Origin of the sequence: Sorangium sp. So ce394 (assembly GCF_051474665.1) — a bacterium.
In the GTDB taxonomy this organism is placed as follows: domain Bacteria; phylum Myxococcota_A; class Polyangia; order Polyangiales; family Polyangiaceae; genus Sorangium; species Sorangium cellulosum_D.
This window is the reverse complement of sequence record NZ_CP150339.1, coordinates 8,822,543-8,840,185: the sequence shown is the minus strand read 5'-3', so window position 1 is coordinate 8,840,185 and position 17,643 is coordinate 8,822,543. Positions and strand designations below refer to the sequence as shown.

Genomic DNA, 17,643 nt, shown 5'->3' with positions numbered 1-17,643 from the left:
CGCAGGATATCAGGTCGGCCGGCGCCGCGGGGAAGGTGCGCAGCGCCGGGAGGGGCGCGGGCGCGCGCGCCTCCCGGCGACGCACCTCACAGGAGGAACGACACGCCGAGCGAGAACGCGGGATACCCGAGGCGCATCGTGAGCGTCACGTTCTCGGTGAAGTGAAAGCGCCCTCCGATGAACACCACCGGTGAGACCCCGGGGTACGGGTCGCGCCCGAGGTCGCCCAGATAGAACGACAGCCCCGGCTCGCCGAAGACCGACCACCGCCGGTGAAGCCAGAAGTTCCACTGCATCACGACCGAGCCGAACACGTAGTTCGACGCGTCCCCGTACGCGTCGACCTCGGTGCAGATGCGCGTGCCCGCGGGCCCGTTCTCGAAGCGCCTGCAGTCGCCGCGATAATTCCCGTTGCCCGCGTAGTGGAGGCCGTCGATGCCGAAGCCGAGCCCCACCGAGTCGTTGATGCGCTTGATGAAGCCGTCGGGCACGATATCGATGGTGGCGCGGAAGCCCGCGCCGACGCCCGTCCCGACGCCCGGGCCCAGCGGCTCGAACGGCGCGAAGAGCAGGTGCGGCTCGAGCTCGACCTTGTAATCCGGGCGATCCCCGGGGCGCTTGATCGTCATCTGCGCTTCCCCGACCTCGGCCCACCCGACGGTCAGCGCCGCGAACGAGAGCGCGGCGGCCAGGAGGCGCGGCGCGCGAAGCTGCGATGTCATCGCTCTCTGCATGGATCTCCGTCTCCTCAGCATCCGCCGCACGCGCGCGAGCCGTCCGGGCAGCTGACCGCGGCCTCGCCGTCGGGGCAGCTGACGCGGCACTCGCCGCTCACGGCCTCGCAGAACACATGGCACGAGCCCCGGCACTCGATCTCGCAGGTCCCCACGTTCCGGCAGGTCACGACGCTGCTCGACCCGACGCTGACGCCGCACCGGCTCGTGTCGTGGCACTCGTACCGGCAGCCGCGGTCGCAGATGGCGCCGCACGACGCGGTGTTATGGCAGTTGAGATCGCAGTCGTCGCCGCACGAGGCCGAGCAGTCGTTGACGTCGAAGCACTCGAACGAGCACCCGTGCTCGCAGACGGCGCCGCAGTGGACCATCTGGAAGCAGCGCTGGTCGCAGAAATCACCGTCGCAGCCGAGGTAGCAATCGTCGCCGTTGAAGCACTCGCACGCCTCTCCCTCGACGCAGGCGCCGCTGTTCCAGCAGCTCGCCAGGCAGAGGCCCGCGAAGAGCATGAGCAAACACAGTGCATAGAAGCGCATGGCCGGGGCAGCATACTCGAGCCGCCCGGAAATTGTCACCAAATCCGCGGAGGTGCGCCCCGAGGTCGGCTCACCACCGCGTCCAGCGAGAGATTCGCCGAACGCGTGTAAATCGTGTGTCGTCGCTGGCGAGCCCGAGCCGCTCCGCGAGGTGGGTCCCGAGGTGGGGGCCCCAGCCGCCGTCGGCCCGCGGCTCGTCCCCGTCCGCGCCGAGGTTGTATTCCCAGCACTGCGCGTAGTGCTGGGTGACGTTCTGGTTCTGGAGCGCGCAGTTCCCCGGGTCGGGGTCGACGTCGCGGTCCTGGGACGACCACCCGGAGAGGAACTGCGAGACGTAGATGTCGGCGTTCCCGGAGACGTGCGCGGGGCGGAGGAGCTTCATGGTCGCCGAGTCGATGCCTTCGGCGGTCGCGCGCATGACCGTCTTGACGGTCCCCTCGATATCCTCGATCTCGTCGCGGTACTCTCGACCGACGAAGTAGAGCGAGCCTCGGTAATAGTTCTGCGAGATCGCCGGCTCTCCCCGGGTCCCGAGCCGCTCGGCGTAAGGGATGTTCCAGAAAGGGAGCGTCGCTCCCGCGTCGGAGCCGACGCTGTTGTAGACGAGCGCCCAGCCGCCGCCGTCCGTCGTCAGATCGCAGTAGACGGGGAGCTCCGGCTCTGGGCCGGCCCCGTCCAGATCGAGGAGGACCACGCCGCTCGGTTGGCCGCGGGGAACATCGGCGCACCGGGCGTAGGTGCACCCCTGGTTGATCACACCGTCGCAGTCCTCGTCCTCGGCGGTGTCGCAGCGCTCGGACGCCGGCAGCACCTCTCCGGCGCAGGGGCCGTATCCCTTCCCGTCCTCGTCGCAGGTCCTCACGCCGCCGCGGCAGACGCCGCGGTTCATCGTGTCGGGCCGTCCGCTGTAACAGCCGTTCTGGCTCCCGGGCTCGCACGGCCCGCCGCCGCTGCTCGCCGAGGCGCCGCCGCCGCTCGCCGAGGCGCCGCCGCCGCTCGCCGTCGAGCCGCCCTCGCCGGCGCTCGCCGTGGCGCCGCCCGCGCCCCCTCCGGCGCCGTCCTCCCCGAACCTCCGCACCTTCGTCGTGCAGGCCGGCGCGGCGGCCAGCCACACGACGGCCGCGCAGCAGGCGCCTGCGACCGGACGTTGGCCGAGCACCGTGCGGTGTTGGGGGGACTCTTGAGAGGACCGAGCGCGCGCCACGCTGCCTTATACACCAGCCGCCTCGCCCCGCCCAACGACCGAGCACGACCGGGGCGGCGCCGGCGTGGCGCGCGGCGCCGGCGCGGCGTGGCGTGGCGCGCGGCGCCGGCGCGGCCGCGGCGCCGGCGCGCGACGGTCAGGGGGAGAGGGCCCGGGCCGGGGTCTGCCCGCTCTGCAGCGCGAACGAGATGGCGCTCTGGAGGGTGCTCTTCGTGATGAGGCCCGCCAGGTCGAGCCCGAGCCCGACGAGCGTCTGCGCCACCGCCGGCCGGATGCCGGTCAGGATGGTCCTTGCGCCGAGCAGCTGCAGCGCCCTCGCGGTGTCGACGAGGGCGGAGGCGACCCGCGTGTCGATCTCCTTGAGCCCCGTCACGTCGAGGATGACCATCTGGGCCTGGCTGGACTGGACTCCATCGAGCGCGACGGTCATCACCTGGCTGACGCGCTCCGTGTCCATCTGCCCCACGAGCGGCATGACCACGATGCGATCGGTGATCGGGATGAGCGGCGTCGACATCGCCTGCATCGAGTCGCGGAGCCGCGCGAGCGTCCGCTCGAACTCGCCGAGCAGCTCCCGGTACGACGTGACGTCGTGGGCGGTGCCATAGACGAGGCGGTTCGCCGGCTCCTCGGCCGCGTCGAGGTGCGCGGTCCACGCGAGCCACTTGTACGAGCCGTCCTTGCACGCGTAGCGGTTGTCGAACCGGATGGTCGTGCGGCCCTGGAAGAGGGCGGCGGCCTCGGCGAGCGTGGCCTCGCGGTCCTCGGGGTGGACGAACTCGATGAACGGCCGCGACGTCATGTCCTCGGGCGTCCACCCCAGGGTGCGCTCCCAGGCCGGGTTGGCGTGCCGGAAGTACCCCTCGGCGTCCAGGGTCACGAGCAGGCCCACCGAGACCTGGAACAGCCGCTCGTACACCTTTGCGAGCTGCGCAACCTGCTCGAACCGAGCCGCCTGCTCCCGGTCGCTCGTCACGTCGAGCGCCGTGGCATAGATGAGGCGCCCCTCGGCGGGCTCGGCCATGTCCACGCGGGCGGCCCAGCCGAGCCAGCGGTACGACCCGTCCTTGCACAGATAGCGGTTGTCGAACCGCGATGTCGTGCGACCGTTGAAGAGGGCGTTGGTCTCCGCGAGCGTGGCCTCCCGGTCGCCCGGGTGGACGAACTCGATGTACGGCTTCGCCTTGAGCTCGTCGAGCGACCAGCCGAGGGTCCGCTCCCAGGCGGGGTTCAGATCGTGGAAATGGCCGCGTGCGTCCGCCGTGGCCAGGAGCCCTGACGCGACCTCGAACAACTTTTCGTGGCTCAAGCCGATGTCCTCCCCTGCGCGGGCACGGCGCGCTCCTCGTCGCGTCCGGCCGCTCCGCTCGACTCCCCGGTCCCGATGCAGGCGAGCGCCGCCGCCGTCCGGCCGGAGCGCGCGAGCGCCCGCGTCCGCACGGCGGGAGGTCGAGCCCACCCATGCTTCGAGCTTGCTTGTCCACGAGATCGACTTTTATGTCAAGAGTGTTTCGTGGGCTCCGCCGCGTCGCGCGGAGGCCGCGGGGAGCGGCCGGAGCCGGGTGTGCGTGCTCGCCCCTGGCCGGCATCCGTTGTCAGTGTGAGCGAGGTTGCAAGGCCATGATGAGGCGGGTAGGGTCCGCGCCACAAGGAGTGGACCATGACCGTCTCTGCGATTTTCAACCCGGCGCGCTGGCGTGAGGTCGAGGGCTTCTCGTTCGAGGATCTCACCTATCACCGCGCTGTCGATCAGGGCACCGTGCGTATCGCGTTCAACCGGCCGGAGGTGCGCAATGCCTTTCGTCCCCGCACGGTCGATGAGCTGTACACCGCGCTCGAGCACGCGCGCACGACCTCCGACGTGGGTTGTGTGCTGATCACCGGCAACGGGCCTTCTCCGAAGGACGGCGGCTGGGCGTTCTGCTCCGGCGGCGATCAGCGCATCCGCGGGAAGGACGGTTACAAGTACGAGGGCGAGAGCGCGGGGCAGGCCGATCCGGCGCGGCTCGGCCGGCTCCACATCCTCGAGGTGCAGCGGCTCATCCGGTTCATGCCGAAGGTCGTCATCGCCGTGGTGCCCGGCTGGGCGGCGGGCGGCGGCCACAGCCTCCACGTCGTCTGCGACATGACCCTGGCGAGCCGCGAGCACGCGATGTTCAAGCAGACGGACCCGGACGTGGCGAGCTTCGACAGCGGTTATGGCTCGGCGCTGCTCGCGCGGCAGGTCGGGCAGAAGAAGGCGCGGGAGATCTTCTTTCTGGGGCTCGATTACACGGCGGAGCAGGCGGCGGCGATGGGGATGGTCAACGCCGTGGTGCCCCACGCCGAGCTCGAGGAGGAGGCGCTCCGCTGGGGGGCGATCATCAACTCGAAGAGCCCGACCGCGATGCGGATGCTGAAGTACGGCTTCAACCTGCCTGACGAGGGGCTCGTCGGACAGCAGCTCTTCGCCGGCGAGGCGACGCGGCTCGCCTACGGCACGGAGGAGGCGCAGGAGGGTCGGGATGCTTTTCTAGACAAGCGCCGTCCGGATTTCAAGCGCTTTCCCTGGCACTACTGACGGCGCTGCGCCGCCGGATGTCTTCAGGGCCCCGACGTCCTCCCGCAAGCCATCGGAAACATGAAGAAAAATTGATGTAGAGCCGGGCGGCCGGGCGCCGCTCCCGCGGTCTATACTGGGGCGCGGACCTGCAAAAATCCATCGCGGACGCACGGATGCGGCATGTTCGCGACGCCGCGATGCGTGATCTCGAGTCAACGAGGTCGGGTGATCGTACGGCGCGAGGGGCGCCTATCTGCGCTTGACAATCACACCGTATCCATCAATGGTGTCGCTGCCGCGCCGTGACGTGACGTTCGCATCGTTCACTGCTGCGCGGCCCTCAACTTCTTCTTCTTCCGGAGATGCTCATCATGCTTTGTGCTGGTAGGTCGGCTGGTTGGAAGCGTTCATGGCTGTCCCTGGGAGGGTCGCTTCTCCTGGCGCTCGTGGGCGGCCTCACCGCGGTTGGCTGCGGCGACGACGGCTCCTCGAACGGCGCGAACAACGGCTCGGGCGGCGCGGGGGCCTCGGGCGGCGCGGGCGGCGCGGGCGGCGACGGCGGCGTGGGGGCCTCGGGCGGGGGCGGCGCGGGCGGCGAGGAGCCGGTCGAGACGGTGCCGCCTTCCGGCTCGGAGCTGATTCGCGTCAATCAGGTCGGGTACCTGCCGGCCGCCGCCAAGGTCGCGACGGTCGTGGCCGCGGCCGACAAGCCGCACGCGTGGGAGCTCGTCGACGCGGCCGGCACCGTGGTCGACAGCGGGGCGACCCGCGTCGTGGGCGACGACGCCGCCTCCGGCGAGCACGTGCACACCATCGACTTCAGCGACTTCACCACCGTCGGCGAGGGCTACAAGCTCCGCGTCGGGACGGTGTCGAGCCACCCGTTCGACGTGAGCCCGACCATCTATTCCCAGATGAAGTACGACGCGCTCGCGTACTTCTACCACAACCGCTCCGGCATCGAGATCCTCGAGCAGTACGTCGGCCCGGACCACGCGCGCCCGGCGGGGCACAAGCCGGACGAGGCGCCCTGCGCCGACGGCATCGGCTGCTCGTACACGCTCGACGTCACGGGCGGGTGGTACGACGCCGGCGATCACGGCAAGTACGTGGTCAACGGCGGTATCTCCGCCTGGACGCTGCTGAACCAGTACGAGCGGTTCGTCGCGCTCGGGACCACGGCGGGGGATTTCGCCGACGGCAAGCTGAAGATCCCCGAGAACGGGAACCAGATCCCCGACCTCCTCGACGAGGCCCGGTGGGAGATCGATTTCATGCTCAAGATGCAGGTGCCCCAGGGCGAGACCAACGCGGGCATGGTGCACCACAAGATCCACGACCTCGCGTGGACCGGCCTGCCGCTGGCGCCGCACGAGGATACGCAGCCGCGCTTCCTGCGCCCGGTCACCACGGCGGCGACGCTCAACCTGGCCGCGACCGCGGCCCAGGCCGCGCGCATCTGGAAGGAGCTCGACGCCACGTTCTCGGCGAAGTGCCTCGAGGCCGCGACGCGGGCGTGGACCGCGGCGAAGGCGAACCCGAAGGTCACCCTCCCGAACGAGGGGATGGTTGCGGGCGGCGGCGCCTACGGCGACGAGAACCTGGACGACGAGTTCTACTGGGCGGCCGCCGAGCTGTTCCTCACCACGGGCGACGCCGCGTACAAGGCCGAGCTCGCGGCGTCGGACTACAGCAAGGAGCTCATCGGCGTGGACGGCACGTTCAGCGCCATGACCTGGGGCCAGGTCGACGGGCTGGGCGCCATCTCGCTCGCCGTGGTCGAGGCCCAGCACGCCGCGGCGGAGCGCGAGGCGGCCCGCACCCAGCTGATCGCCATCGCCGACAAGTACCTCGAGGCCGTCGCGACGGAGGGGTACCGGGTGCCCTTCACGGTGGGCGCGGGCGGCTACCCCTGGGGCTCCAACTCGTTCGTGCTCAACAACATGCTGGTCCTGGCCCTGGCCCACGACTTCACCGGCGAGCAGAAGTACTTCGACGGCGTGGCGTCGGGCGCGGACTACCTCCTCGGGCGCAACCCGATGGACAAGTCCTATGTCTCCGGCTACGGCGAGAACCCGCTCGAGAACCCGCACCATCGCTTCTGGGCGGCCCAGGTCGACCCCGAGTACCCGTCGGCTCCGCCCGGCGCGGTCTCCGGCGGGCCGAACTCCGGGCTGGAGGATGAGGTGGCGCAAGCGGCGCTCGACGAGACGCCCGAGCGCGCGAAGTGCGCCCCGCAGAGGTGCTACCTCGACGACATCGGGGCGTGGTCGGTCAACGAGATCACCATCAACTGGAACAGCCCGTTCGCGTGGACGGTCGCCTGGCTCGACGAGAAGGCCAAGACCGCCCAGTGACGCGAGCGACGCGGGAGCGCCGCGCGGTCCCGTGATCGCGCGGCGCGCTCCCCCCGCGGGGGAGCCGGCAGCCCCCCGGCGCCCCGCCGGGCGATTGGCCGCGACAACCGTCCAGGTTCTGCTAGGTTGCGCGGCTTTCATGAATCCAGACTCATTGCACGACGCCTTGCCCGCGCCGCTCGCGGGCGCGCTCGCCCGCCGCGGCTTCACCTCCCTCACCCCTGTTCAACACGCCGTCCTCGCGCCCGAGCTCGCCGGGCGCGATCTCCGCATCTCGTCGCAGACCGGCTCCGGGAAGACCGTGGCCATCGGCCTCGCGCTCGCCCCCCGCCTCGAGCGCGCCCTCGCCGGGCGCGCGGCCGCGCCCGACGCCGCGGCCGCGCCCGACGCCGCTCCCCGGATCGCGGCGGCCCCGGCCGCGGTGATCATCGCCCCGACGCGCGAGCTCGCCGCGCAGATCGCCGGCGAGCTCGGCTGGCTCCTGTCGCCCCTCGGCGCGCGCGTCGCGTGCGTCACCGGCGGCACCAGCTTCGGCGACGAGGCGCGCGCGCTGCGCCGCGGCCCGCTCGTCATCGCCGGCACGCCCGGGCGCCTGCTCGACCACCTCGAGCGCGGAACCCTCGATCCGCGCGGCGTCCTCGACCTCGTGCTCGACGAGGCGGACCAGATGCTCGATCTCGGCTTCCGCGAGGATCTCGAGGCGATCGTCGGCAAGATGCCCGAGGACCGCCGGACCCACCTCGTCTCGGCCACCTTCTCGCGCGAGGTCCGCGCGCTCGCCGACCGCTTCCAGCGCGACCCGGCGAGCGTCGAGGGCACGCGCCCCGGCGCGGCCAACGTCGACATCGCGCACGTCGCCCACCTCGTGCTGCCGGCGGAGCGCGACGCCGCGCTCGTCAACCTGCTGCTCCTCGCGCCCGGCGAGCGCACCCTCGTCTTCGTGCGCACGCGCGAGGGCGCCGCCGAGCTCGCCGACAAGCTCACCGCGCTCGGCCTGCCCGCGCGGGCCCTGAGCGGCGACCTCGAGCAGCGCGAGCGCACGCGCACGCTCGACGCGTTCCGCTCGGGCGCCGTCACCACCCTCGTCGCGACCGACGTGGCCGCGCGCGGCATCGACGTGCCCGAGGTCGGGCGCGTCATCCACGCCGACCCCCCGGGCGACCCCGAGGTCTTCACGCACCGGAGCGGCCGCACCGGGCGGGCGGGCCGCAAGGGGACGAGTGTGCTGCTCGTCACGCCGTCGGCGCGCGAGCACGCGCTGAGGCTGCTCCGGCGCGCACGCGTCGAGGCCACGTTCCGGCCCGCCCCGTCGCCCGAGGACGTGCTGCGCGCCGCCGACGAGCGGCTCGCGGCCGAGCTCGCCGGCGCGCGCCGCGGCGGCGCGGCCGACGCGGCCGTCGAGGCGGCCGCGGAGGGGGCGGGCGAGGCGCCGGTCCCCGCGCCCGGCGCACGGGAGCCCGGTGAGGCGTTTTGCCCCGCGCCCGACGCGCGGCTCCAGCAGCTCGCGGCGCGGCTGCTCGCGGACATGGACGCGACCGAGCTCGTCGCGGCCCTGCTCGCGCGGGCGAAGCACACCGGCCCCTGCGCTCCGCAGCCGGTCACCCCCGTCGCGCCGCCGCGGTCCGAGCCCCCGCCGCGCGGCCGCCCCGCGGCGCCGCCGTGGTCCGGCGCGCCGTCGCGCGGCCGTTCCGCCGAGGCGCCGTGGTCCGGTGCGCCGGGGCGCGGCCGTTCCGCCGAGGCGCCCTGGTCCGGTGCGCCGCCGCGCGGCCGCCCCGCGCCCCGTCGCGGCGACGGCGAGCAGCCCCCGCGGCTCCCGTTCGTGCCCTTCCAGGTCAACTGGGGGGAGCGCCACGGCGCCGATCCCCGGCGCCTGCTCGCCCTCGTGTGCCGCCGCGGCGGCGTCTCGAGCCGTCAGATCGGCGCGATCCGGATCGGCTCCACCGCGTCGGTCGTCGAGGTGGCCTCCCCCGCCGCGCCCGATTTCGCGCGCGCGGTCAACCAGCCCGACGCGCGCGACGCGCGGATCCGGATCGTCCGCGCGAGCTCGATGCGCGTCGACTAGCCGCGTCGCCGAGCGTTTCGCCGAGCGTCGGCGGCGCGCGCCGCCGCGCCGCGATCGATCGCGCTCGCGCCCTGCGGCGACGATCGCCAGCAAGTGCAGGGGTTTCCTGATTTCTCGACGACCTCAGGTGTTGTACAAAGGCCGGGTGAACCGACGCCCGAACAACAAGCCAGCCCTACGCCGTCTCGCGAGCCCGGTTGCGGCGCTCGCTGCATTGCTCGGCCTCGCCGTCGCCGGTTGCGGCGGCTCCCTGCCGCCGCCGAACGACCAGCTCGCCGAATCTCAGGCCGCCATCCGCGCGGCCGACGAGGTGGGCGCCGAGGCCGATCCCCAGGCCACCCTCCACCTGAAGCTCGCCCGCGAGCAGCTCGAGAAGGCCAAGAAGCTGATCGAGGCCGAGGAGAACGAGTCCGCCCTGCGCCTCCTCGAGCGCGCCGAGGCCGACGCCGAGCTCGCGCTGGCCATCGCCAAGGCGCGCGCCACGCAGGCCCAGGCGCAGGAGGCGCTGAAGCAGGTCGAGAAGCTGCAGGAGGCGGGGGTCCAGTGAAGCGAGAGGTGAAGGAGATGGCTTCTTTCGTGAACAACGTGTCGTCGCGGGGCTGGTCCCTCGCGCTGTGCGCCGCGCTCGTCGCGGCCACGGGGTGCAGCGCGGCGATGCCGCCGAAGGAGCTCGTCGACGCCCGCACCAGCTACAAGCGCGCGGCCCAGGGCTCCGCGGCGAGCCTCGCGCCCGCCCAGCTCGACACCGCGAAGCAGGCGCTCTCCCGCGCCGAGGGCGCGTTCAACGAGGACCCCGAGGCCCAGCAGACGCGGGACCTCGCGTACATCGCCGATCGCAAGGCGCGCGAGGCCGAGGCGGCGGCGGCGCTGCAGCAGGCGCAGCGCGACAAGGCCGCGGCCGAGGAGGACTTCAAGGAGCTCTCGCAGCAGCAGCTCGCCACCGCGAAGGACGCGCTGCAGAGCGGCCAGCAGCAGATCGAGCGCGAGCGCCAGGCGCGCGCGCAGGCCGAGAGCGCGCGGCTCCAGGCCGAGAGCGCGCGGACCGAGGCCGAGAAGGCCCGGCAGGAGGCCGAGGCGGCGCGGCGGGAGGCCGAGCGCGTCGCGAACGCGGCGCTCGCGAGCCTCAAGGAGATCGCCGCGGTGAAGGAGGAGAAGCGCGGCGTGGTCATCACGCTCTCCGGCGCGGTGCTCTTCGCCTCGGGCAAGTCCGAGCTCCTGCCGATCGCCAAGGAGAAGCTCAACCAGGTCGCGACCACCCTGAAGGATCAGGGGTCGCCGCCGCTGCGGATCGAGGGGCACACCGACTCGACCGGCTCCGCCCAGGCGAACCGCAAGCTCTCGCTCGCGCGCGCCGACTCCGTGAAGGCCCACCTCGTCAGCGTGGGTCTGCCGGCCGACAAGATCACGACCGTCGGCCACGGGCCGGATCGCCCGGTGGCGGACAACGCGAGCGCCGAGGGCCGCGCCAACAACCGGCGCGTCGAGATCATCGTCAATCCCACCTCGGCGCAGTGACGCCGCCGGGGGGGCGCGCGGGGAGGCGGGGAGAGCATCCATCGGCACCTCCCGCCTCCCTGCCTCTCTCCGATCATCACCTCACGGCGAGCGACGGCGCGGCGCCGGTCATCCGGGGCTGCCCCCGTCGCCCCGGGGAGCGCGCCGCGCGAACGGCCTCATCACGGGCGTCCTCACGACGCGGGGCGCCGCCCCTCGCGCCGTCTCTCGCGCCGCCTCTCGCGCCGACCGAGGCTTCGACGGGGCGAGCGCGGGGCGCGCCGCGCCGGCCGCGATCTGCGCCTCGATCGCGTCGAACATCCCCGTGAGCTCCCGGTAGCACCGGTCGATCAGCTGCAGCGCCTCGGTCCGCGTCTCCTCGTCGAGGGCGATGGCCTCGATGCGAGCGTCGGTGTCTTCCTCGAACACGTCGTGGGCCTTCTCCACGTCGAGGTGCGTCTGGGAGAAGTAGCGCAGGCGGCGCCGCTCGCCGATGCGCTCCAGGTAGCGCGCGACGCGCTCGAAGAAGACGTGTCCCGCCGACTCCAGCGTCAGGAGCAGGGTGAGCCGGCACGCGTCGTGGCGCGCGCGGAGCGCCTCCGAGAGCAGCGCCAGGCTCGCGTTGCGCGCGGCGCGATGACGCTCGCCGAACAGCTCGGCCGCGGTGGGGGGCTCGAGGCCGAGCGCCGCCAGATCGCCGAGGAACCAGCGATCGTGCCCCGCGTCCTCGAGGCGATGGCGGTGCACCATGTGCTTGTACCCCGGATCCGTCGCGCGCTCATCGCAGATGCGCAGGATGTCCTGAAATGTCATCACCCAGAACGTCAGACAGACCGGGAAAGGCGCGAGCCGCTCGAAGGGCGGATCCGTCGAGAGGCGTGCGAAGAAGGGGTGGTCGCTGAACTGCTCCTGATGACGCACAATGTGCTGCTGAACGATTTTCATGGGCTGGCTTTCTCCGAGAGCCCGTAAGAATGCAAAACACATACCGAAAACGGAACGTCCGGTGCGTCGCCAACTGCTTTGAGGAGCGCTGAGCGGCCCTGCGGCCGTCGGCCGAGGTGGTTCTGGGTGGGCGTGGGCGACGCGCAGGACGAAAGACACGGAGGAATCGGTGCACAAGCTCGATCGACGTACGTTTCTGGATCTCCTGGGGCTGAGCGGGCTCGGTCTGGCCCTGGGCCCGGGCTGCGTGCTGGGCGATGCGGGGCGCGGGCCTGAGGAGGACGTCGAGGCGCTGTCGGACGGATTGCGCGCGGGGCCGGCGCTCTCGCTCCGGACCCGGCTCACCGTGGATTACGGTGTTCCGTTTCCGCTCGTCAGCGCCGGCATGGCGTTCGTCAGCCTTCCTCCGCTGGTCGCGGCGGTCTCGAACGCGGGTGGGATCGGCGTGCTGGGGTCGGCGACCGAGCCGCCTTCCGTCGTCGAGGCGCGGATCCGGGCGACCAAGGCGCTCACGGCGGGCGTGTTCGGCGTGGATTTCATCGTCGCGACCGGGCCCGCGGGCGCGTTCGTCACGCGGGATCACATCGATGTCTGCGTCGCCGAGGCGGTGCGGCTCGTGGTCTTCCACTGGAACGCGCCGGAGGTCGCCTGGGTCGACGCGCTCCACGCGGCGGGCGCGAAGGTCTGGGTCCAGGTGGGCTCGGTCGCGGCCGCGCGCGACGCCGTCGCGGTCGGCGCCGACGGGATCATCGCGCAGGGGTCGCAGGCCGGCGGGCACGCGCGGGCCACGGTGAAGACGAAGCCCCTCGTCGATGCCATCCGCAGGGACGTGAAGCCGGCGCTGCTCCTCGCGGCGGGCGGGATCGCGGACGGGGCCGGCGTCGTGCGGGCGCTGCGGGACGGCGCCGACGGCGTTGTCGTCGGCACGCGGCTGGTGGCCTCCACGGAGGCCTACGCCCATCCCGACTACAAGGCTCGCCTCGTCGCGGCGGGCGCCGGGGCCACGGCGGTACAGACCTTCTTCGGCCCGGAGTGGCCGGGCCAGCGCCAGCGCGTCCTGCGGAACCGCGTCGTGCGGCAGTGGGCCGGGAGAGAGCCGCGGATCCCGGATCCGCCGCCCCCGCCGGCCACGATCGGCACCACCGTGCTGTTTCCCGGGGTCCTGGACGTCCCGTACGAGATGCCGAAATTCAGCGCGTTCGTGCCCACGCCGGACACGGTGGGCGACCTCGAGGAGATGGATATGCCCGCCGGCTCGGAGAGCGTCCTGTCCATCGCCAGCGTCAAGCCAGCAGCCGAGATCGTGGCGGAGATGATGACCGAGGCGCAGGCCATCCTCGACGTGCGCCCGGCCGGCGTGCTCGGCGCCGGCGTGCTCGGCGCCGCGCCGTCGGGAGGCGACGCGGACGATGACGACTCCGACGATCGTGCGTTGGACGACTGACGGGCAGCAGAGCGGCCCGGCCGGAGCGCCGTGCGGGCTCGGGCGCAGGCCTTCTCGATTGTGCCGGGGGCGCCCGCGGTGATAAGGCACGGCGCGTGATCGGACGTTTTTTCCGCGGGATCTGGCAGGAGTACGTCATCGACCTGCGCGATCGGCTCGACGCCGAGGCCGCGCTCCACCGGGCCGAGACTCCCGCGGGCGAGGTCACCCGCCGCATGGTGAGCGTGTTTCTCACCGTGATCGGCGTGCTCATCTTCGTCCGGTTCGCCGGCAACGAGAACGACACGCGCTGGATGGTGGATGGCCTGCGCGCCGTCGGCCTCGATGACGCCGCGGCGCGGCTCCACGACGCGCTGAACACCTCCCCGGACCGCCGCTTTCACCAGCGGATCGTCTGGGCGGTCGGCCGCCTCACCGGTTACCTGCTCCCGACCCTCCTCGTCGCGCGCTTCGTGCTGGGCGTGCCGATCCGGACCCTCGGCCTGCGCGTCCGCGGGACGGCGCGGCACATGTCCATCTATGCCTTCTTCTTCGCGGTCATGGCGCCGGTCCTCTACGTCGCGTCGCTCTCGCCCGCGTTCCAGGCGAAGTACCCCTATTACAAGCTCGCGCGCGGCGAGGACCTCTGGCCGTGGTTCTGGGCGTGGGAGGCCCTTTATGCCGCGCAGTTCGTCGCGCTCGAGTTCTTCTACCGCGGCTTCTTCATCCACGGCGTCCGCCGCGCGCTCGGCTATTCCTCGATCTTCGCCATGATGGTGCCTTATGCGATGATCCATTTCGGCAAGCCGTTGCCCGAGGCGCTCGGCTCGGTGCTCGCCGGGTTCATCCTCGGCACCGTGAGCCTGAAGAGCGACTCCATCTGGGGTGGCTGCGCGATCCACGTCGCCGTCGCGACGTCGATGGACCTGCTCTCCCTGTGGCATCAAGGTCGTCTATGACCCCGCGCGCCTCGATTCGCCTCCATGGCGGCGCTGCGCCGAGCGCGGCTCGATCGGGATGGGGGCACGGCGCCCACGCCGGCGAGGCCTGCACCCCGCTCACCCGCGCCGCGTGACGAGGCTGCCCGGCGTCCGGCCACGGGCGCCGCTCACTTCGGCCGCTCACCGCCGCTGGCGGCCTGCGCGACGGAGCCAGCGCCGTCCAGCAGCACCGTTTATTTATTGAAAGAAAAATTTGAACATGCGCCGGGGAGAGGCAATTGTTAAAGACCATGACAAAGTCGCCCCTCCTCGCCCTCGTCGTCGCCGCCGCGGCTTCTCTCGTGCAACTTGGCTGTGCCGTCCTCCCGGAGGATACGGCCGAGGAGCCGGTCGATGCGGACGAGCAGGCCGCGATCATGGGGAATGGCCTGACGTTCAACGGGCTGACGTACAACGGGTTGACGTTCAACGGGCTGACCTCCAACGCCCTGACGTTCAACGGTCTGACCTTCAACGGGTCTGTCATGGCGGCGCTCTCGGATCCGCTGGGCCGCCAGCAGCTGTCCGCCATCGTCGGCTGCGCGCTCCCCAAGGGGCAGGCCATCCGCCTGAACATCCAGGGCGCCGACTACGCCTTCGAGGGCTCGACGGGCCTCGCGCCCGAGTGGGGCAAGCCCGGCGGCGCGTGCGGCGAGAGCTGCAAGTCCTGGGTGTCCGCGTGCGTCATCTCCCGGGTCAACTACCTCGGCGAGACCGTCCGGATCTCGATCCGGGGGAAGGACAAGGCGCTCGCCAGCACGAGGGAGGAGCGCGAGGGATACACCAAGCGCGAGGGCGCCTATTTCGGAGACATCTTCGCGACCCCCCAGAAGCTCTACGCCTGCGTCGCGCCCGGCGCGTCGCAGATCCCGCGGGTGTGCGGGCCGTCCATCCGGGCCTGCTCCCCCATCGAGGTGCTCGGGGAGTGCGATGACGTCTGCGGCAGCGAGCTCAGCGACGGCGCTTACGACAAGTGCAGGGATCCCTCCGGCAAGATGCAGCAGGCCGCCGTGACGGTGTTCCTGGCCCCTTAGACCCGCTCACGTTTCGCGCGGCCGGCGGGCCTCGCCTCCCTCGGGGGCCGCCGCCGGGCAGAGCGCGAGATGAGCCCGGGCGGCGCGGAGCTCGCTCAGCGATGCCGCGAGAGCTGCGGCTCGGTCTCTTTGACGCTCTCGCGAGAACGGAGGCGCTCGCACCACGCGCGCAGGCGCGGGTGGGGCTCGAAGAGCGACGCCTCCGGGGTCAGCTGGAGATAGCGCACGATCGGCAGGACCATGATGTCCGCCAGCGTCAGCCGGTCGCCCGCCAGGAACTGCCGGTCTCCGAGGAAGCGATCGAACTCGGAGAGGCTCGTCCGCACGGCCGGGACCGCCGCCTGCACGACGGCCTCGTCCGGCGCGAGGCCGCGCGCCGCCGCGAACAGCCGCTGGCCCACGATGCCGGGGCCCGCGGCCCTCCAGAAATACCAGTCGACGATGCCGATCGCCTGGTTCATCCGCGCCGCGTCGCGCGGGTCGCTCGGCTGCAGCGGCGGGGAGGGGACCACCTGGTCGAGATACCGGAGGATCGCCTGCGTCTCGTACACCCTGAAGCCGTCGTGCTCGAGCACGGGCACCTTCGCGAACGGATGCCGCTCCCGGTGCGGCGGCAATAGGTGCGCGCCGAAGGCGACCTCGACGAGCTCATAGGGGATCTTCTTCTCGACCAGCGCGATCTCCGCGCTCCAGGTGTAGGTCGAGCCAGGGGTGCCATAGACGATCATGCGCGACATGACGGCTCCTTTGACGAGAGGCTGGGGCGCAGACGCGCGGCGCGAGCAGGCATGGAGCGCCCCCTCGCCGCGCCTCCGGCGGCTCGCGCCAGCGCGCGGCCGATCCCCGCGCGCCGTATCGCGTAAGCCAATACTTACCGGTTCGAGGGGTCCGGTCAAGCGGAAGATCGTTCTTGCGGCTGCCTCTGCGCCTGCGCATGCTGGATCCATGGATCCGGTCGGTGCGGTGCTGGCGGCACTCGCAGATCCGACGCGCCGGCAGATTCTCGAGCGGGTGCGCGCACAGCCGCTCTCCGTGGGAGACATCGCCAAGACGGTGAGCGTGAGCCGCCCCGCGGTGTCGCAGCACCTCCGCGTGCTGGAGGACGCCGGGCTGCTCCGGTGCCACAAGCGCGGTCGCCACAACTTCTACGAGGTCGACCGCGAGGGGCTCAGCGCGCTGCGGGCGTATGTCGAGGGCTTCTGGGACGATGTCCTGGGCGCCTTCCACGCCGCGGCCGTCGAGGAAGCGGAGCGCAAGAAGCGGCATTGAGGGCGGCGCTCCGGGCCCTCGGCCGCCGGCCGCCCGGGCCGGTCAGGCCAGGGTCCTGCCGCCGTTCACGGAGAGCTTCTGGCCCGTGATGAACCTGGCGGCGTCGGACGCGAGGAAGACCACGGCGTCGCCGATCTCGTCCGGCGTGCCCAGGCGCCGGAGCGGGTTGCCGGCCGCGTAGCCCTCCATGGCCGCCTGGCTCGCGCCCTCGCTGAGGTGGCGCTCGACCGGGACCCACCCGGGCGCCACCAGGTTGACGGTGATCCCGTGCGGGCCGAGCTCCACCGCCCACGAGCGCGTGAGGCCGAGCTGCGCGCCCTTGGCCGAGACGTAGTTGGAGAACGCGGGGACGCCCTGCTCGAAGACCTCGGACCCGATCTGGATGATCCGCCCCGCGCGGCGCTCCTTCATCCCGGGGACCACCGCCCGCGCGAGGAGGACCGGGCTCTTCACGAAGAACTCGAGCTGATCGAGGCAGTGCTGCCAGGTCAGCTCGTCGATGGTCACGTGCGGCTGCGGGCCCGTCGCGTTCAGCACGAGCACCTCGATCGGGCCGAAGCGCGCCTGCACCTCGTCCACGAGGCGGGCGACCTCCCGCTCGTCGCGCACGTCGGCCTGGAACGCCTCGGCCTCGCCGCCGCCCCGGCGGATGTCCTCGACCACGCGCTCCGCCCCCTCGCGGCCGGCGAAGTAGTTCACCGCCACCCGCGCCCCGGCGGCCGCGAGCCGGCGGGCGATGGCCGCCCCGAGGCCGCGGGAAGCGCCGGTGACCAGGGCTACTCGTTTCGATAGATCGTGCACCATTCAGGCCTCTCCAGGGGATGCGTGACCGCGGATCGCCCGGCGCCGCGAAGGAGATCGGCCGCGCAAGCGCGCCTCCGGGAGCCTCCCTCCCGCGCGGAGCCGCTCGCCGCGCGCAGTGGGCCAGGATCGGTCGCCGCAGGTGGTATCGACTGGGGTCCAGCAATACAAGATTTTTCCGTCACCCTGTCGTGCTGCTGCGTCGTAATGTGAATCTTCTCACCGTAGAAGTGAAGTTTTTCAACGCAATGCGCTACTGATC

Annotated in this window: 16 protein-coding genes; 9 read left to right on the top strand and 7 right to left on the bottom strand. The window is 71.9% G+C overall.

Annotation, left to right across the window (positions count from 1 at the left end):
- Window positions 1-86: 86 nt before the first annotated feature.
- From WMF33_RS32490 to WMF33_RS32475, 4 genes are all read right to left on the bottom strand, one after another.
- Window positions 87-722, bottom strand: coding sequence for a hypothetical protein (locus WMF33_RS32490; protein ID WP_020738422.1), 636 nt, complete (start codon window positions 720-722; stop codon window positions 87-89).
- A gap of 26 nt (window positions 723-748) precedes the next feature.
- Window positions 749-1,270, bottom strand: a complete 522-nt coding sequence (locus WMF33_RS32485; RefSeq protein WP_437332268.1) for a hypothetical protein — start codon at window positions 1,268-1,270, stop codon at window positions 749-751.
- 70 nt (window positions 1,271-1,340) lie between these two features.
- Entirely contained in the window at window positions 1,341-2,429 is a 1,089-nt protein-coding gene (locus WMF33_RS32480) for a fibrinogen-like YCDxxxxGGGW domain-containing protein (RefSeq protein ID WP_437332267.1), read from the bottom strand.
- Between the two features lie 181 nt (window positions 2,430-2,610).
- Window positions 2,611-3,783, bottom strand: coding sequence for a PAS domain-containing protein (locus WMF33_RS32475; protein ID WP_437332266.1), 1,173 nt, complete (start codon window positions 3,781-3,783; stop codon window positions 2,611-2,613).
- 351 nt (window positions 3,784-4,134) lie between these two features.
- Between WMF33_RS32475 and WMF33_RS32470 the strand changes: the two genes are divergently transcribed.
- The 5 genes from WMF33_RS32470 to WMF33_RS32450 all read left to right on the top strand — a co-directional run bounded on the left by WMF33_RS32470 (window position 4,135) and on the right by WMF33_RS32450 (window position 10,950).
- Complete coding sequence (locus WMF33_RS32470) at window positions 4,135-5,034, top strand: 1,4-dihydroxy-2-naphthoyl-CoA synthase (protein ID WP_061629811.1); 900 nt, start codon at window positions 4,135-4,137, stop codon at window positions 5,032-5,034.
- A 428-nt stretch (window positions 5,035-5,462) separates the two neighbouring features.
- Entirely contained in the window at window positions 5,463-7,373 is a 1,911-nt protein-coding gene (locus tag WMF33_RS32465) for a glycoside hydrolase family 9 protein (RefSeq protein WP_437332265.1), read from the top strand.
- A gap of 139 nt (window positions 7,374-7,512) precedes the next feature.
- Window positions 7,513-9,435, top strand: a complete 1,923-nt coding sequence (locus WMF33_RS32460; RefSeq protein ID WP_437332264.1) for a DEAD/DEAH box helicase — start codon at window positions 7,513-7,515, stop codon at window positions 9,433-9,435.
- A gap of 145 nt (window positions 9,436-9,580) precedes the next feature.
- On the top strand, window positions 9,581-9,982 hold the full coding sequence (locus tag WMF33_RS32455; RefSeq protein ID WP_437332263.1) for a DUF4398 domain-containing protein: 402 nt from the start codon (window positions 9,581-9,583) through the stop codon (window positions 9,980-9,982).
- 17 nt (window positions 9,983-9,999) lie between these two features.
- Window positions 10,000-10,950: an OmpA family protein gene (locus WMF33_RS32450; protein ID WP_437332262.1), complete on the top strand. Its 951-nt coding sequence runs from the start codon at window positions 10,000-10,002 to the stop codon at window positions 10,948-10,950.
- A 108-nt stretch (window positions 10,951-11,058) separates the two neighbouring features.
- On the opposite strand, the gene WMF33_RS32445 is transcribed toward WMF33_RS32450, so the two are convergent.
- Entirely contained in the window at window positions 11,059-11,874 is an 816-nt protein-coding gene (locus WMF33_RS32445; protein ID WP_437332261.1) for a hypothetical protein, read from the bottom strand.
- A gap of 169 nt (window positions 11,875-12,043) precedes the next feature.
- On the opposite strand from WMF33_RS32445, the gene WMF33_RS32440 reads away from it, so the two are divergent.
- The 3 genes from WMF33_RS32440 to WMF33_RS32430 all read left to right on the top strand — a co-directional run bounded on the left by WMF33_RS32440 (window position 12,044) and on the right by WMF33_RS32430 (window position 15,311).
- Window positions 12,044-13,318 carry an NAD(P)H-dependent flavin oxidoreductase gene (locus WMF33_RS32440; protein ID WP_437332260.1) on the top strand — a complete coding sequence of 425 codons (1,275 nt, stop codon included), beginning with the start codon at window positions 12,044-12,046 and terminating at the stop codon, window positions 13,316-13,318.
- 95 nt (window positions 13,319-13,413) lie between these two features.
- A complete protein-coding gene (locus tag WMF33_RS32435; protein WP_437332259.1) occupies window positions 13,414-14,256 on the top strand; it encodes a CPBP family glutamic-type intramembrane protease in 843 nt (280 codons plus the stop codon).
- 272 nt (window positions 14,257-14,528) lie between these two features.
- Window positions 14,529-15,311 (top strand): hypothetical protein, encoded by a 783-nt coding sequence (locus WMF33_RS32430; protein WP_437332258.1) that lies wholly within the window; start codon window positions 14,529-14,531, stop codon window positions 15,309-15,311.
- Window positions 15,312-15,406: 95 nt separating this feature from the next.
- Here WMF33_RS32430 and WMF33_RS32425 read toward each other — a convergent pair whose 3' ends face one another.
- Complete coding sequence (locus tag WMF33_RS32425) at window positions 15,407-16,048, bottom strand: glutathione S-transferase family protein (RefSeq protein ID WP_437332257.1); 642 nt, start codon at window positions 16,046-16,048, stop codon at window positions 15,407-15,409.
- A gap of 208 nt (window positions 16,049-16,256) precedes the next feature.
- Between WMF33_RS32425 and WMF33_RS32420 the strand changes: the two genes are divergently transcribed.
- On the top strand, window positions 16,257-16,580 hold the full coding sequence (locus WMF33_RS32420; RefSeq protein ID WP_437332256.1) for an ArsR/SmtB family transcription factor: 324 nt from the start codon (window positions 16,257-16,259) through the stop codon (window positions 16,578-16,580).
- 42 nt (window positions 16,581-16,622) lie between these two features.
- On the opposite strand, the gene WMF33_RS32415 is transcribed toward WMF33_RS32420, so the two are convergent.
- Window positions 16,623-17,384, bottom strand: coding sequence for an SDR family oxidoreductase (locus tag WMF33_RS32415; protein WP_437332255.1), 762 nt, complete (start codon window positions 17,382-17,384; stop codon window positions 16,623-16,625).
- Window positions 17,385-17,643 lie beyond the last annotated feature (259 nt).